This window comes from Streptomyces colwelliae, assembly GCF_048158785.1.
Lineage (GTDB): Bacteria > Actinomycetota > Actinomycetes > Streptomycetales > Streptomycetaceae > Streptomyces.
Window position 1 is genome coordinate 1 of the sequence record NZ_JBLTJC010000252.1, and the last position, 15,781, is coordinate 15,781.

The 15,781-nt window shown below is 72.4% G+C and carries 10 protein-coding genes and 1 pseudogene; 7 read left to right on the forward strand and 4 right to left on the reverse strand.

The window, feature by feature from the left end; translation table 11 throughout:
- The first annotated feature begins 155 nt into the window (after nucleotides 1-155).
- On the forward strand, nucleotides 156-1,310 hold the full coding sequence (locus tag ACNFOC_RS37060; protein WP_366497229.1) for an ROK family transcriptional regulator: 1,155 nt from the start codon (nucleotides 156-158) through the stop codon (nucleotides 1,308-1,310).
- Between the two features lie 227 nt (nucleotides 1,311-1,537).
- On the opposite strand, the gene ACNFOC_RS37065 is transcribed toward ACNFOC_RS37060, so the two are convergent.
- Together ACNFOC_RS37065 and ACNFOC_RS37070 are read right to left on the reverse strand one after the other, a co-directional pair.
- The gene (locus ACNFOC_RS37065) at nucleotides 1,538-2,299 is read right to left on the reverse strand and encodes a GntR family transcriptional regulator (protein WP_416963418.1); all 762 of its coding nucleotides are present in this window, start codon (nucleotides 2,297-2,299) and stop codon (nucleotides 1,538-1,540) included.
- Between the two features lie 239 nt (nucleotides 2,300-2,538).
- Nucleotides 2,539-3,423, reverse strand: coding sequence for an RNA polymerase sigma-70 factor (locus ACNFOC_RS37070; protein ID WP_416963419.1), 885 nt, complete (start codon nucleotides 3,421-3,423; stop codon nucleotides 2,539-2,541).
- Nucleotides 3,424-3,691: 268 nt separating this feature from the next.
- On the opposite strand from ACNFOC_RS37070, the gene ACNFOC_RS37075 reads away from it, so the two are divergent.
- On the forward strand, nucleotides 3,692-4,522 hold the full coding sequence (locus tag ACNFOC_RS37075; RefSeq protein WP_416963420.1) for an alpha/beta fold hydrolase: 831 nt from the start codon (nucleotides 3,692-3,694) through the stop codon (nucleotides 4,520-4,522).
- A 477-nt stretch (nucleotides 4,523-4,999) separates the two neighbouring features.
- On the opposite strand, the pseudogene ACNFOC_RS56105 reads toward ACNFOC_RS37075, so the two are convergent.
- Nucleotides 5,000-5,461, reverse strand: a pseudogene (locus tag ACNFOC_RS56105) (EamA family transporter); the annotation flags it as partial.
- Here ACNFOC_RS56105 and pdxR point away from each other — a divergent pair.
- From pdxR to ACNFOC_RS37105, 5 genes are all read left to right on the forward strand, one after another.
- The gene (gene pdxR / locus ACNFOC_RS37085) at nucleotides 5,452-6,900 is read left to right on the forward strand and encodes a MocR-like pyridoxine biosynthesis transcription factor PdxR (protein ID WP_416963421.1); all 1,449 of its coding nucleotides are present in this window, start codon (nucleotides 5,452-5,454) and stop codon (nucleotides 6,898-6,900) included. The pseudogene ACNFOC_RS56105 and the gene pdxR sit on opposite strands and share 10 nt — an antisense overlap.
- A gap of 136 nt (nucleotides 6,901-7,036) precedes the next feature.
- Nucleotides 7,037-8,620 (forward strand): alkaline phosphatase D family protein, encoded by a 1,584-nt coding sequence (locus ACNFOC_RS37090; RefSeq protein ID WP_416963422.1) that lies wholly within the window; start codon nucleotides 7,037-7,039, stop codon nucleotides 8,618-8,620.
- 141 nt (nucleotides 8,621-8,761) lie between these two features.
- A complete protein-coding gene (locus ACNFOC_RS37095) occupies nucleotides 8,762-10,201 on the forward strand; it encodes an SWIM zinc finger family protein (protein ID WP_416963423.1) in 1,440 nt (479 codons plus the stop codon).
- The gene (locus tag ACNFOC_RS37100; protein ID WP_416963424.1) at nucleotides 10,198-12,861 is read left to right on the forward strand and encodes a DUF7824 domain-containing protein; all 2,664 of its coding nucleotides are present in this window, start codon (nucleotides 10,198-10,200) and stop codon (nucleotides 12,859-12,861) included. The genes ACNFOC_RS37095 and ACNFOC_RS37100 overlap by 4 nt, the downstream gene beginning before the upstream one ends.
- A 144-nt stretch (nucleotides 12,862-13,005) precedes the next feature.
- The gene (locus ACNFOC_RS37105; protein WP_416963425.1) at nucleotides 13,006-14,535 is read left to right on the forward strand and encodes a GNAT family N-acetyltransferase; all 1,530 of its coding nucleotides are present in this window, start codon (nucleotides 13,006-13,008) and stop codon (nucleotides 14,533-14,535) included.
- Here the strand turns inward: ACNFOC_RS37105 and ACNFOC_RS37110 are convergent.
- Complete coding sequence (locus ACNFOC_RS37110; protein WP_416963426.1) at nucleotides 14,504-15,718, reverse strand: trans-sulfuration enzyme family protein; 1,215 nt, start codon at nucleotides 15,716-15,718, stop codon at nucleotides 14,504-14,506. The genes ACNFOC_RS37105 and ACNFOC_RS37110 overlap by 32 nt on opposite strands.
- Nucleotides 15,719-15,781 lie beyond the last annotated feature (63 nt).

Genomic DNA, 15,781 nt, shown 5'->3' on the forward strand with positions numbered 1-15,781 from the left:
CGCTCTCCGCGCCCATCTACCTCAAGTCCTTCGGCGAGGCGCTCATCCGCCGGCCCAGCCGGTTCGTCGTCACCCCCAAGGGCGGCGACGCCAGCCCGGGTCCGCCGCGCCGAGTACGATCCGCCCAACACGCGCACGAGCTGGGAGGACAGACCTTGGCGGGGCTGACCGGCGGGGACCCCTCGCTGCTGCGGAGGATCAACTCCGCGGTGGTGTTGCACGCGTTGCGTGCCACGGACTGCGCCACGCTGACGGAGATCACCCGGGTGACCGGTCTGTCCCGGCCGACCGTCGAGGGCGTCGTCGAGGGGCTGATCGAGGCCGGACTGGTCGTCGAGAAGGCGGCCGACGAGAGCGTTGTACGGCGGCAGGGGCGGCCCGCGCGGCGGTTCCGGTTCCGGGCCGAGGCCGGGCATCTGCTGGGCCTGGAGATCGGCGCACATCGCGTCGCCGTGCTCCTCGCCGACCTGGACGGCCGGGTGCTCGGCGCGATCGCGAAGGACGTCGACGAGACGGCTTCGGCGGACGAGCGCCTGGAGCGGCTGCGTACGGCGGTCGCCGAGCTGCTGCGCCGGGCCGGAGTCGCACGCGGTTCGCTGCGGGCGGTGGGCGTCGCCACGCCGGGCATCGTCGAGGCGGACGGCACCGTACGGCTGGGCACCGCGCTGCCCCAGTGGACGGGGCTGCACCTGGGCGAGCGGTTGAGCCGTTCCTTCAAGTGCCCGGTGCTGGTCGAGAACGACGCCAACGCGGCGGCGGTCGCCGAACACTGGAAGGGCGCGGCCACCGAGTCCGACGACATGGTGATGGTGCTGGCCGGGTTGAGCCCGGGTGCCGGTTCGCTGATCGGGGGGCGGCTGCACCGCGGGTATCGCGGGGCGGCCGGTGAGATCGGCGCGCTGCATCTGCTGGGCCGGGACGTGACTCCGGAGACGTTGCTCTCCACCACGGACGAGCCGCTGCACCCGTTGGACGAGCAGGCGGTTGCACAGGTATTCGCGCTGGCGCGGGATGGCGACCAGCGGGCGATGGCAGCCGTCGATCGGTTCATCCAACGCCTTGTGCACGATGTCGCCGCGCTGGTGCTGGCCCTCGATCCGGAGCTGGTCGTCGTGGGCGGGTGGGCGGCCGGGCTGGACGGTGTACTGGAGCCGTTGCGGCGGGAGTTGGCGCGGTATTGCCTGCGGCCGCCGAAGGTTGCCCTGTCGTTGCTCGGGGAGGCCGCTGCGGCAACTGGGGCGTTGCGGTTGGCTCTTGACCATGTCGAAGAGCAACTGTTCGCGGTCGAGGGCACGGTGACGCGGCGCTAGCTTGGCCGGGGTGGTCGTGTGCCGGGTGCGGCGCCGTTGGGGCTGGGCGCGACGGTCGTGTGTTCGGTGCGGGTCCGTCGGGGCTGGGCGCGATGGTTGTGTGTCGGGTGCGGGTCCATCGTGGCTGGGCACGCAGTTCCCCGCGCCCCTTTGGGGCGCCTGCCGTACCCGGAAAATGCGTCGCGCCCCGGAGTAGTTCCGGGGCGCGACGCATCGGCTGTGTGTGGTCAGGAAGCCTGGCGTTCTGGGCCGTGGTGTATTTCTACGCCTCCGGAGTCGGCGAAGGTCAGGCGGCAGGTGTCCGCGCGGTACGTCGCGACGGAGACCGCGGCGGTGCGGCCCTCGGCGAAGAAGCGGGTCGTGACGACGAGAACAGGGGCCCCGGGGAGGCGGTCCAGCTCCTTGGCGTCGTCCGCGCGGGCCGAGCCGAGTTCCACGGCGCGGTCCTGGCCCTCCAGTTCGAGGCGCTGCAACTCGCGCAGTACCGCACGCGCGCGTGCCGTCGCGGAGGGTGTGTCTATCGCGGAGAGGTCGGGTACCGACGACTCCGGGATGTAGAGCAGTTCGGCCGCGACCGGCTGGCCGTGGCTCACCCGGGAGCGCCGCACGGTGTGGACCAGTTCCTCGGAACCGGTCTCCAGTACGCCCGCGACGGCCGTCGGCGGGGCCGCCAGCACACAGTCGACGGGCTGCCAGGCGTCCTCCCCGGCGCCCGGCCAGGCGTGCTGCTCGGTGCCGACGGCGACACCCACGCGCGGGGGCGCGACGGTCGTGCCGACTCCGCGACGGCGCTGGAGCCGGCCTTCCAGTTCGAGTTGTTCCAGAGCCTGCCGGAGCGTGGCCCGGGCGACGCCGAAGCGGGCCGCCAGGTCTCGCTCGTTGGGCAGGATCTCGCCCACGGAGAACTCGGAGTCCAGTGCCTCACTCAGCACTGTCTTGAGATGCCAGTACTTCGGTTCCGGCACCGATTCCAACTGCGTGGTCCCCACCCTGTCCTCCGCAATCGCCGTGTTCCGGCGGCGTTTTAGCGCCCTTGTTTATTAAAGGTTGTTTCACTTATCTGCGACCATAGGGCGGCCCCCACCCTTGGTCAAGACCAATCCTCCATGTCATATGCAACCCACAGAGGTCATGCCGCGGAGCGTTCACAGGGCGTTCGTACTGGGCGTTCTTGGTGACGGCACGGCAAAGCCCCCGTCGCGAAACGGGGGCTCCACCGAGGTCACGGCTAAGCGGAAGCCAGTGATCGAAGCTTGTCGGGGTTGCGGACGATGTAGACGGAACGGATGCGTCCGGCGGATACGTCCACCTGGAAGACGCTGTCGGGCGTGCCACCCGAAAGGATCAGTATCGCGGGTCCGGCGTTGAGCTCCAGGAAGCGGAACGACATGTCCGGGACGGCCTTCCCGGCGACGGCGACCAGGAAGCGGCCCACCTTGTCGGCGCTCTCCAGGATCCGCAGCGGTGCCTTGGACTTGCCGCCGCTGTCGCCCACCAGACGGACGTCCGGGGCGAGCATTTCCATGAGGCCCGCCAGGTCGCCCTCGGCCGCCGCGGCGAGGAACCGCTCGGTGAGATCGCGGCGTTGGGCGGGGTCGACCTCGTAGCGCGGGCGGCGTTCGTCGACGTGTCTGCGGGCCCGTCCGGCGAGTTGGCGCACGGCCGGCTCGCCGCGGTCCAGCATGGCCGCGATGTCGGCGTACGGGTAGCCGAACGCCTCCCTGAGGACGAACACGGCGCGCTCCAGGGGTGACAGCGACTCCAGGACGACGAGTACGGCGAGGGAGACGGAGTCGGCGAGCACGGCGCGTTCCGCGGTGTCGGGGACGGTGTCCCCGAAGTCGGTGACGTACGGCTCGGGCAGCCACGGGCCCACGTAGGCCTCGCCGCGCGCCTTGACCTGGCGGAGTCGGTCGATGGCGAGGCGGGTGGTGACGCGCACCAGGTAGGCGCGCGGTTCGCGGACCTCGGCGCGGTCGGCGCCGGACCAGCGCAACCAGGCCTCCTGGACGACGTCCTCGGCGTCAGCCACCCGCCCGAGCATGCGGTAGGCGACTCCCATGAGGACGGGGCGGTGCTCTTCGAAGACATCGGTTTCGGCATCGGTGGTCACGTCGCCAATCCCATGCGACGCGTCCGCCCGTGTCCAGGAGATAACCGTGCGCCCCGGAGAAAACCGTGTTCCCCGGAGCAGAGTTGGGCGCGGACCGGCGGCGTCCGGCGGCTCCTTCCGAGGGTGGCGCGCTCGGGGTCGTAGGGCCGCGAGGGTAGAGCCGCCAGGTCCGTGACGACTGGGGCTACCGGTCAGTAGCAGTTACTGACAAGCTGTCTACACGGCCTGTACGGCGTCTGTCAGCACGTCCCAGACGAGGAGCATCCCCATGTCCGCCACCGTCTCCTTCCCGGTCCCCACTCCGCAGGGCCCGAAGACCGTGACCGTGTCCTACGCGCGCGTGGGTCGCGGCGAGCCGCTGCTCCTGCTGCACGGCATAGGTCACCACCGGCAGGCCTGGGACCCGGTGGTGGACATCCTCGCGACCGAGCGCGACGTGATCGCCGTGGACCTGCCCGGGTTCGGCGCCTCCCCCGCGCTCCCGGAGGGGCTGGCGTACGACCTGCCCTCGACGGCCGCCGTGTTCAGGGCCTTCTGCGAGACGCTGGGGCTCGACCGTCCGCATGTGGCGGGCAATTCGCTCGGTGGCCTGATGGCGCTGGAGCTGGGCCGCGAGAAGGTCGTACGGTCCGTCACCGCGCTCTCCCCCGCCGGGTTCTGGTCCCAGGCCGAGCGTCGGTACGCCTTCGGTGTGCTGCTCACCATGCGGCGGATCGCCCGCAGCATGCCGCTCCCGCTGGTCGAGAAGCTGGCGCGCACGGTGGCCGGCCGCACCGCGCTCACCAGTACCATCTACGCCCGCCCGGGCCGCCGTTCACCCGAGGCCGTGGTCGCCGAGACGCTCGCGCTTGTCAACGCGCCCGGGTTCGACGACACGCTCCGGGCCGGTACGAGCGTCCGGTTCACCGACGACATCCCCGGCATCCCGGTCACCGTGGCCTGGGGCACCCAGGACCGGCTGCTGCTGCGCCGCCAGGGCGTCCGTGCCAAGCAGTTGATCCCCCGTTCCCGGCTGGTGCGGCTTCCTGGTTGCGGGCACTGCCCGATGAACGACGACCCGGCCCTGGTCGCGCGGGTCATCCTCGACGGCAGCCGCTGACCGTCGCGGCAGCAGCGCCAACGCACCGGATCCCAGGGCGACTCCGGCGCCGACGAGGGCGCTGCCGGCGGCCTGGGCGGCCCCGTAGGAGCCCGTTCCGACGAGCGGCGCGGTTCCGGCGGCGGCGACCGGGATGAGGCCGGAGAAGAGCGTGGCGCGCTCCGCGCCGATCCGCTGCATGCCCATGTACCAGCACACGAAGCCGACGACCGTGACGACCGCCGCCTGCCACACCAGCGCGGCGGTCTCGGTGCCGTCGGGGCGCCGCAGCCAGGCGGTCCCGTCGAGGACAAGGCCGGCCGTCCCCGCCTCGACCGCGGCGAGACCGCACACGGTGGCCGACAGCAATCGCGGTCCCAGGGGCCGCAGTACGGGAACCGCGAGCACCGCGAAGCCCACCTCCCCCGCGAGTGCGCACCCGGAGAAGGCGATTCCGGCGCCGTCCGTACGGCCCCACCCCTGGACCGTGAACGCGCCGACGGCGACGAGCGACGCCCCGTAGAGCACGATCCGTCGCGGACGGCGTCCCTCCAGAAGGGGGACGATGACCGCGACGGCCACGGGCGCGCAGCCCACGAAGACGCCGGGGACGGCCGGTTCGGCGCTGCGTTCGGCGGCGATGACGGCCAGGTTGAAGCCGACCATGCCCACGGCCGCGAGCAGTGCGAGACGGGCCCATTGGCGTGGCGTGAGCCCGCGCAGCCGGGCCTTCGCGTCCTTGCCGGTGAACGGGAGGAGGAGCAGGCAGGCGAGGCCGTAGCGGAGGAACTGGCCACCCGCGTACGTGTAGTCGCCCAGGACGCTGTTCGCGGTGAAGGAGGCGCCGACGAGGACGCAGGCGAAGGCGGCGAGCGGGGTGCCGCGAGCGGTGGTGGCGTTCATGGCAGCGACGCTAGGGAGAGCGGCGGTCCGGTTTAAGGTCCACTTCCATGACGTCATCGCGGACCAATCCGGAGGGGCCGGCCGATCCGGAGGGTCTGACGGGCTCCGCCGCCTGGGAGTTGCTGTTGCCCGCCGCCTCGGCACCGGCACGCGCGCGTGGCCGCTCCCTTCAGGCGGCGCTGCGCGAGGCGGTGCGTTCGGGGCTGCTGGCACCGGACACTCGGCTGCCGTCGAGCCGGGACCTGGCGGCCGACCTCGGGGTGTCCCGGGGTCTGGTCACCGAGGCGTACGAGCAGTTGACGGCGGAGGGGTATCTGCGCAGCGGCCGGGGCGCGGGCACCTGGGTGGGCGGTGCCGTACGGGCGGCGCGGCCACGCGCGCGTGATCTCGCGCCGCGCTCCCCCGGCGCCCGGGCCGACTTCGTGGCAGGCACCCCGGACCTGTCGCTGTTCCCGCGCGCCGCCTGGGCCGCCGCGCAGCGCGGTGTGCTGGCGGAGTCGCCGCACGAGGTGCTCGGCTATCCCGATCCGCGCGGGCTGCCCCGGTTGCGTACGGCTCTCGCTGAACTCCTGGCCCGCCGACGGGGTGTGGTCGCCGACCCGGAGCGGCTCGTCGTGGTCTCCGGAGTGGCGCAGGCGACGGCGCTGCTCGGATCCGTGCTCCACGCGCGCGGGACACGCACCGTCGGCGTCGAGGACCCGGGCAGCCCCCAGCACGACGCCCTGTACGCCTCGGCGGGCGTCGGCACCGTACCGCTGCCGCTGGACGAGGACGGCCTGGCGATCGGCCCGTTGCGGGCGTCGGGCGTACGGGTCGTGGTCACCACGCCCGCCCACCAGTTCCCCACGGGCATCGCCTACTCCGCGCGGCGACGGGCCCAACTCCTCGACTGGGCGCGGTCGGTGGACGGTCTCGTATTCGAAGACGACTACGACGGCGACTTCCGTTACGACCGGGCTCCCGTAGGCGCACTCCAGGGCCTCGACCCGGAGCGTGTCGCCTACGCGGGCTCGGTCAGCAAGTCCCTCGCCCCGGGGCTGCGGCTCGGCTGGCTGCTCGTGCCCGCCTCACTGGTCGACGAGGTCGTCGAACGCAAGCGCACCATGGACCTCGGCCACCCGACGCTCGACCAGGCGCTGTTCGCCCGCTTCCTGGAACGCGGCGACTACGACCGCCAGTTGAGGCGCTGCCAGCGCGCCTACCGGCAGCGCCGGGACGCCCTCGTCGCCGCCCTGGAGGAGTACTTCCCGGGAGCGCGGGTGACCGGGATCGCGGCGGGCCTGCACGTCATCGCCGAACTGCCGGAGAAGTACGGCCCCCAGGAGGACTTCCTGGAACGCGTGGCCTCCGCCGGTGTCGCGGTGCGCCCGCTCACCGCCTACGCACACGCGCGCGTGGACGACGCGGTCGTACGGCTGGTCCTCGGGTACGCGCAGTTGTCCCCCGGACGGATTCGTGCGGGTGTGGGACTGATGGCCGGCGCCGTCCGCCCGTAGGGAGCCTGCGATGTCGCACGCGGGCTCCCATGTCGCCGCGTTCCGTTGTTCACCCGTGGTTTCCGTGTGCGCTGTGGCGCACCAGTAGTTGTGGCAGTGCACCCTGACCGCATCCCGTCCGTGGAGGCGCAACCCCATGTCGCATCGTCCGTTCCCCGCCCGCCGTAGCGTCCTGCGCGGCTCCCTGGCCGCGTCGGCGGCCCTGACCGTGCCCGCCGCCCTCGGCGCCGCCCCGGCCTTCGCCCTGTCCGGGCGTCCCAAGGCGGGCTGGGGCGTGCAGGCGGGGGACGTGACCTCCGACTCCGGGCTCGTGTGGGTGCGCTCGGACCGCCCGGCCCGGATGATCGTGGAGACCTCGGCCACCGAGTCGTTCCGCGATCCGCACCGGTGGCACGGTCCGCTGCTCGGCGCGGACACGGACTTCACCGGCACCACCCGGCTGCGCGGGCTGCCCTCGGGGCAGCAGATCCACTACCGGGTCCTGCTCGCCGACCCCGACGACCCGCGCCGTACGGGCGAGCCGGTCACCGGCACGTTCCGTACGGTGCCGACCGGGCGGCGCGGCGTGCGTTTCCTGTGGTCCGGCGACCTGGCGGGGCAGGGCTGGGGCATCAACCCGGACCTGGGCGGTTACCGGATCTACGACGCGATGGCCAAGCTGGACCCGGACTTCTTCGTGTGCAGCGGCGACAACATCTACGCCGACGGTCCGATCACGGCGACCCAGGCCCTGCCCGACGGCAGCCTCTACCGGAACGTCACCACGGAGGAGAAGTCCAAGGTCGCCGAGACCCTGGCCGAGTTCCGCGGCAACTTCCGCTACAACCTGCTCGACGAGAACCTCAAGCGGTTCAACGCCCAGGTCCCGTCGATCATCCAGTGGGACGACCACGAGGTGCGCAACAACTGGTACCCGGGCGAGGTGATCGCCGCCTCCGACACCCGCTACACGGAGAAGAGCGTCGACGCCCTGGCGGTGCGCGCCCGGCGGGCGTTCAGCGAGTACTTCCCGATCTCGACGCTGCGGCCGGGCGCGAAGGAGGGCCGGGTCCAGCGTGTGATGCGGCACGGCCCGCTGCTCGACGTGTTCGTCCTGGACATGCGGACCTACCGCAACGCCAACTCGCCCGACAAACAGACCGTGGACCCGCAGGGCATCCTTGGCCGGGAGCAACTGGCTTGGCTCAAGCGGGAGTTGTCGCGGTCGCGTGCGGTGTGGAAGGTGATCGCCGCCGACATGCCGCTCGGCCTGGTCGTGCCCGACGCCACGGAGGGCAAGGCGAACATCGAGGCGGTCGCGCAGGGCGACCCGGGCGCGCCGCTCGGGCGTGAACTGCAGATCGCGGAGCTGCTGCGGTACATCAAGCACCGGCGGATCACCGGCACCGTGTGGCTGACGGCCGACGTCCACCACACGTCCGCGCAGCACTACCAGCCCTCGCGGGCGGCGTTCACCGACTTCGAGCCGTTCTGGGAGTTCGTCTCCGGTCCGCTGAACGCGGGCGCCTTCCCGGCCAGCGCCCTCGACAACACCTTCGGTCCGGAGCGGGTGTTCGTGAAGGCGCCGACCGCACAGAACGTGTCGCCGGCCGAGGGCTACCAGTTCTTCGGCGAGGTCGACATCGACGGCCACAGCGGGGAGTTGACGGTCCGTCTGCGGGAGCAGGACGGCACCGTGCTGTTCACCAAGACCCTTCAGCCGGGACGGGTCGGCCAGTAACTCCACTACCCTCGTACGTGAGCCGCGCACCGGCGTCATCCCCCGGTGCGCGGCGCGCGCCGACGTGCGCCAACTCCTCGCCGAAATGGACGTTTTCGCAGGTCAGAGCCGATTGTCAGTGGTGGCCTCTACGGTTTTTCCATGACGCGATCTTTGCAGGCCGTGACCTATCCCCGACCCTCCGTGCTGGAGTCGGCGGCGGACGGACGGCGCCTCGGGCTGGAGACCTCACGAGGTGCGACTCCTTCGGGTGTCACCGACCATCCGCGCTTCTTCGCGGGCTTCCTGACCTCGCCTCAGGTGGCCTCGGCGGCGCTGCTGGCGGTGGCCGACGTGGCGGCCACGCGCTACTACCAGCGTCAACTGGCCGCCTCCCTCGACCCGGTGGTGACGGCGGGCGGCGACCGGCTGCGCTTCGAGTCCTTCTCCGGCTGCGGCGGGGTGTACGCGCGGCTGGACGTCCTCGGCCCCGGACTCGACGGCGACGAGGTGGGACACGGCACGACGAACGTCGACGTCAACAACCCGCTGCGCGAGGCCCTGTCCCGGATCGGCACGGACGATCCGCTCCATCTCCGGGTCGGCCCCGAGGAGTTGGCCGTGACCACGCTGGACGGCCCGGTCGTGGAGAAGAAGGTGCCGCTCCCCGACCGGTGGCTGCGCGGCTTCGCGGAGGCCCAGGTCATAGCGGCCGGCTTCGACCTGCGGGCCGAACTGCCGGCGGCGGAGGCGGTCCGTTTCCTGCGCTCACTCCCGAAGGGCGGCGCGCGCGGCACCACGAGCGGCCCCCGGTGGGTCGTACCGGCGGGACGCGGCCTGCGCCCGACCACCCGCCCCGTACCGGGCGCGGTGTGCCTCCCGGGTCCGGAGCGGCTGATCGCACTCCAGCGCGTCCTGCGCCATGCGACGGCCCTGCGGATCTACGGCCCCACCGTCATCGGCGCCGGTGCCACGGCCGGTGCCTGGGAGGCCGTCCTGCCGGGCATGCGGCTCACCCTCACCCTGTCGCCGGACGCGTCACGCGGATTCTCCGGCGAGGGCGGGGTCCTGGACGCGCTCGCCGCCGACGAGGCGGGCGAGGACGCGGAGTTGATCTCCGTACTGCTGGCCTGGGAGCCCCGTATCGACGTCGCCGACATGGCCGCCTCCTCGGGACTCACCCCCGAGCGGGTCCGTGCCGCGCTGACCCGGCTGGGCACCTCGGGACGCGTCGGCTACGACACGGCGGAGGCGGCCTACTTCCACCGTGAACTGCCGTACGACGCGCAGCGCGTGGAGCGCCACAATCCGCGGCTGCGTTCGGCCCGCGCTCTGGTGGCGGCGGGGGCGGTGGCCCTGGAGGGCGCGCTCGGGACGGTGACCGCCGAGGACGGTCATGTGCACCGGGTGCGGGACGAGGCGGGAGTGCTGAGTTGCAGCTGTGTGTGGTGGGCGAAGTACCGGGGCGGGCGTGGGCCGTGCAAGCACGCGCTGGCGGTGCGGATGGTGCGGCGGGGCGCCGCGACGGAGCGGAACACGGTCCGGAGCGCGGATCAGAACGCGGATCAGAACATGGTGCGGGTCGACGGGGGTGTGCGATGAGTTCGCTGATGGAAGCGGTGCGGGCGGGCCGGACGGCCGAGGCGGTCGGGCTGCTCGACGGGTTGACGGACGCCGAACGGCGGGCGTTCATGCCGGAGTTGAAAGAACTCCGCAAGGAGCTGCGCAAGGCACCGTGGGAGCTGCCGTCCCGCCGCGCCTATCCGGCCCTGCACGCGGCCGGGGCCGCCTGTGAGGCGGGGGCGGCAGCCGCGGCGACCTGGATCGCCGCCACCGACATGCGCTGGTCGCAGTCGTCCCCGGCGCTGCTGATCCACATCCTGGGTGACCGCGACACCGCCTGGCTGGCCGACGTGACGCACCGCCTCGCCGGACGCCCCGCCTCGGCGAGCGTGCCGTACGAGCTGATGGCCGGTCTGGTACGGCTCTCCGGCTGTCCGGTGCCGACGACGGACGCCTATGTGCGGGGCTGGGTGGAGCACATCGGCAACCTGCGGCAGCTCGGGAACACCCTGCTCGACCGGCTGCGCATGGATCCGCATCTCGCGGAGCTGGTGGATGCGGTCTTCGAGGCGGAGGACATCGGCAGCCCGCTGGAGTGGGCCTCGGCCGAGGGGCCGAACAGCTGGGCCGACGCGCTCGCCCAGCTCAGCACCGAAGGCGTCCTGGACCGGAAGCGGACGGTGGACGCGTGCGTGGCCCGGCTGCTGCGCGGCGGTACGACCCTCGACAACCGGGTGTTCCTGCGTGTGCTGAAGGCTCTCGCCCTGACCCGCGAGGAGGAGCGGGAGCGGATCGCCGACTGGCTGGCGCTGGCCTCGGACGCGGTGTCGATGGTGGCGTCGCACGCCCAGTCGGTGCTCGGTTCCCTCGCGCTGGACGGGGAGTTGACGCCGCGTCGGCTGGCCGAGATGTCGGACGCGGTGCTGTTCCGCCCCGAGAAGAAGCTCGTCCGGGCCCAACTGGTGCTGCTGGGGAAGGTATTGGCGCGGGACGCGTCGTTCGCCGCCGAGGTGCCGCGCGCCCTCGCCCAGGCCTTCGGGCACGAGGACGCGGACGTGCAGGAGCGGGCACTGAAGCTGGTCGAACGGCACCTCAAGAAGGTCGGCTCCCCCGAGGTGCGGGCCGAACTCGCCGCAGCCGCCGACCAGTTGACCCCCACCCTGCGCGCACGCGCCGTCGAGACCCTGGGCGCGGCACCGGCGACGGCGGCGTCACTGGTGTACGAGGAGATGCTCCCGCCGGCACCGGAGGCGGCGCGTCTCGCACCGACACCCGAGTCGGCGGTCGAACTCGCCGAGGAGCTGGGGGTGTTGCTGGCGACCGAGGGCGATGTGACGGTGTTCGAGCGCGCGCTGGACGGACTCGTCCGCCATGCCTACCGCGACCGGGACGCCCTCCTGGAGGCGTTGGGTCCGGTGGTCGCGCGCCGCTGGTGGGCCGGTGATGCCCCAGGTCACGGCCGGCGTCCGGACGACCACTTCAGGAGGTCGCACCACAGCTTCGGCAGCGGGTCGTACGGGCTCGATCTCCTGCTGGCCACCCTGCTGGACAAAGTACGCACTGTCACACTCCACGAAGGGGTGCGGCGCGGTCATCAGGGCCAGGAGTGCGGGCACAGCGCGCTGACGCGGGCCCTCGACGCCCGGGTGTGGGAGGTGGCGTACCGGCTCCGCGCGGAGCCGCTGCCGTTCCTGTTGTCGACGCCGAGTTGGAGCACGGGGCTGCTGGAGCCGGACGAGCTGGTGGCGCGGTTGGACGCGTACCGGCGCCTGGGCGCGCGGGTCTCGGAGGCCGACTTCGCGCAGGCGCTGCTGCGGGTGCGCCGCGAGGACCGGACGGTGGCAACCGCTGCCGCCGAGCGGGCGGAGGCTCTCGGCACGGCGGAGGGCACCCGGCTCGCGCGCTGGCTGACGTCCGAGAGCCCCGCCCTGCCTCTGAGCAGGCGACGGACGTCCGGGGCGCGTGTCGTGGTGGAGCTGGGTGAACTCCTCGATCTTCAGGAGGACTTCCCGGCGGAGTTCCGCGCGCTGGGCAAGCCGGTGACCGCCTACGGCGACCGTTGGTACTGCTACCACTGGACCCAGGAGATGCAGCGGCACTGGCTCGCGACACTCCCCGAGCGTCGTGAACTGGTGGCGGCGCGACTGGTGCGGGACGTGTCCGCCGTCGCGCTGGACGACACGCGCGGCGCAGCCGCCGTACTCCCGCTGCTGGCCGAGTCCGAGGGTGTGGCCGGCCAGGCCACGCACCTGTGTCTGGCGTACGGGCTCGGCGCGCGGCACCCCGAGGACCGACTCGCCGCCGTAGACGCCTTGTTGGTGCTGGCGGCGCGGGGACAGCTGGACGTGGACCGGCTGGGCGTGGATCTCGGGGAGCTGGTGCGGAGCGGGGCCGTGAAGCCGTCGCGGCTCGCCGAGTCGGTGCGGACAGGGGCGGCGACCGGGGCGAACGCGACCATCTGGGGGATCCTCCGGCACACCCTGACCGCGCTGCTCGCCGACCTAGACGGTGATGCCAAGCCCGCCCACGCGCGGGGGCTCGGGGACCTCCTCGCCGTGGCCGCCGAGTGCGCGGAGCGGTCGGGGGCCCGGGGTGTGCTGCCGCATCTGGCGCAGGCGGCGGCCCGGAGCGGCTCGTCCCGGCTAGTCACACAGGCGCGTCGGCTGCGTAGTGCGCTGGTGGAGGAGGTGGCCGCATGACGTAGGGCGACAGGGCTGACCTCCGGTGCACCGCACTCACCAAAAGAACGGCAAAAGGTACAGAACGATGCTTTTACCAGTAGGTCACAGAGCGTTCGTGATCACGCAACACCCTTCCTTCACAGTGAATGCATGAGTCGAGACATGTCTGATGTGACGCGCGCGAAGCACGGGCGTCCGGTGCACCACTGGCGACGGGACCTGGTGGAGCTGGCCGCGCTGTTCACAGCGGTCGCGGTGGCGGACGTCGTGGCGGATCTGGTGGGGCACGGTCCCGACGGCCCGGCGCTGCTGGCGATCTCCGCGCTGGCCCTGATCGCCACGGCGGGGTTCCACACGTGGTGGTCACGCCGCCACGGTCATGCGCCCCCGACGGGCGATACCGGTGCCCGGCCGGCCGCGGAACCGCGGCAGGCCGGGCCGACCGAGCGCACCGGATCGCCCGAGTCGAAGTCCGAGTCCAAGTCCGCGTTCACATCCGCATCCCAGGCCCAAGCCGAATCCGAGGCCACATCCACGTCTCCGTCCGCATCCATGTCCGAGCAGTCGTCCGCGCCCGCCGACCCCGTCGCCGCACCGGCCGCGCTGTGGCGGATGCGGACGACGGTGCGGGACGCGCCGGGATCGCTCGCGGTGTTGTGCACAGCGCTGGCCGGCCAGCAGGTCGACATCCTGAGCCTTCAGACGCACCCGCTGGCCGAGGGCACGGTGGACGAGTTCCTGTTGCGGGCACCGGCCGAGGTCGCCGCGTCCGAGATCACCCGGGCGGTGTCGTCGGCCGGCGGTTCGGGCACCTGGATCGAGCGCGCCGACGCCCACGATCTGGTCGACGCGCCGACCCGCATCCTGGACCTCGCCACGCGCACGGCCCTGGACGCGGCCGAACTGCCGCTGGCGCTACGGCAGTTGCTGGGCCGGTGCACCATCCGTTCGCTGCCCGCGACCACCGCGGGCAAGGGACGCGAACCGGAATCGGTGCCGGTGGAGGGGGCGTTGGAGGACACGGTCATGCGGCTGCGGGCGCCGGAAGGCGGAGTGATCACAGTGGAGCGGCCGTATCTGCCGTTCACGCCCACGGAGTTCGCCCGGGCGCGGGCACTGGTCGAGCTGGACGCCCGGCTCGGTCCGCGCATCCCGCGCAGTCAGGACGTGCTGACGCTGCCCGAGGGCAACGCGATCACCGTGCGGCGCGCTGACACCGGCGATCTGGACGCGGCGCGGGAGATGCACGAGCGGTGCTCGGCGCGGACGCTCGGTATGCGGTACCACGGGCCGGTCGGTGACGCCGACCGCTATCTCAACCACCTGCTCTCCCCGCGGTTCGGGCGGACGCTCGCCGTGCAGACGGCGTCGGGGCGGATCGTCGGGCTCGGGCATCTGCTGTGGGACGGGGACGAGACGGAGGTCGCGCTGCTCGTCGAGGACGACTGGCAGCGGCGGGGTATCGGGAGCGAGTTGCTGGGGCGGCTGGTGGGGATGGCTGTCGAGGCGGGGTGCGAGAGCGTGTACGCGGTGACTCAGGCGTCCAACACGGGGATGGTCGCGGCGATGCGGGGGCTTGAGCTGCCGCTCGACTATCAGATCGAGGAGGGGACGTTGGTGGTCACGGCCCGGCTGGGTACGGCTGTGGGAGTTGCGGAGGCTACGGAGTTCGGGAAGGCCGAAGCGCCGTAGTCGTTGCGGGATGGTTGGCCTCTGAAGGTCCGCTGTGGCTGGTCGCGCCCCGCGGCGGAGCCGCATATGAGCACAGTCCCGCGCCCCTCTGGAGGGGCGCGAGCGCCCCATCCAGATCCGCCCATAGGTCCTCTACGTCCTCCAAGCCCACCGACAACCTCAGCAAGTTGTCGCTCACGCCCGAACTCCTTCTGTCCTCCTCGGTCACCACGCGGTGGCTGATGGAGGCCGGGTGTTGGATCAGGGTGTCGACGCTGCCGAGGCTGACGGCGGGGGTGATGAGGCGGACGGCGGCGATGACCTCGTGGGGGTCGCCGTGGACCGCGAAGGCGATCATCGCGCCGCCGATGCGCGGGTAGTGGACGCGGGCGACGCGCGGGTCGGCGGTGAGGCGGCGGGCGAGTTCGGCGGCGTTGGCGGACGCGGCCCGCACCCGTACCGGCAGGGTCGAGAGGCCGCGCAGCAGCAGATAGCCGGCCAGCGGATGCAGCACGCCGCCCGTCGCGAACCGCACCTGGCGTAGCAGCCCGGCGAACTCCTCGTCGCAGGCCACCACGCCCGCCATCACATCGCCGTGCCCGCCGAGGTACTTGGTGGCGCTGTGCAGGACGATGCGCGCGCCGTGTCCGGCGGGGCGTTGCAGGACCGGGGTGGCGAAGGTGTTGTCCACGAGGAGCGGGACCGAGCCGCAGGAGTGGGCGACGGCGCGCAGGTCGAGTTCGGCCAGGGTCGGGTTGGCCGGGGACTCCACGACGACCAGACCTGTGTCGGCGCGCAGCGCGTCGGCGATCCCGGCCGGGTCGGTCCAGGTCACCTCGGAGCCGAGCAGCCCGGCGGTGAGCAGGTGGTCGCTACACCCGTAGAGGGGTCGTACCGCCACCACGTGCCGCAGCCCCGTCGCGGCACGCGCCAGCAGGACGGCGGTCAGGGCCGCCATGCCGCTGGCGAACGCCACCGCGCTCTCGGTGCCTTCGAGGCGGGCGAGGGCGGTCTCGAAGCGGGCGACGGTCGGGTTGCCGAGGCGGCCGTAGACGGGCGGGCCGTCGGGTTCGGCGCCGGTGGTGGCGAAGGCGTCGACGCGGGCGGCCTCGCCGCGGCTGTCGTACGACGGGTAGGTGGTCGACAGGTCGATCGGCGGGGCATGCAGGCCCTGCCGGGCGAGGTCGTCGCGGCCGGCGTGCACGGCTTCGGTGGCGAATGCGCGCGGAGCCGGGGAGAGGTGCGGGGCCGGGGAGGAGTGCGGGGC

Excerpts from the sequence above, each read along its gene's own strand:
- ACNFOC_RS37075 (WP_416963420.1), top strand. The coding sequence starts at position 3,692 with ATGTCCGCCACCGTCTCCTTCCCGGTCCCCACTCCGCAGGGCCCGAAG.
- pdxR (WP_416963421.1), top strand. The coding sequence starts at position 5,452 with ATGACGTCATCGCGGACCAATCCGGAGGGGCCGGCCGATCCGGAGGGT.
- ACNFOC_RS37090 (WP_416963422.1), top strand. The coding sequence starts at position 7,037 with ATGTCGCATCGTCCGTTCCCCGCCCGCCGTAGCGTCCTGCGCGGCTCC.
- ACNFOC_RS37095 (WP_416963423.1), top strand. The coding sequence starts at position 8,762 with ATGACGCGATCTTTGCAGGCCGTGACCTATCCCCGACCCTCCGTGCTG.
- ACNFOC_RS37100 (WP_416963424.1), top strand. The coding sequence starts at position 10,198 with ATGAGTTCGCTGATGGAAGCGGTGCGGGCGGGCCGGACGGCCGAGGCG.
- ACNFOC_RS37105 (WP_416963425.1), top strand. The coding sequence starts at position 13,006 with ATGTCTGATGTGACGCGCGCGAAGCACGGGCGTCCGGTGCACCACTGG.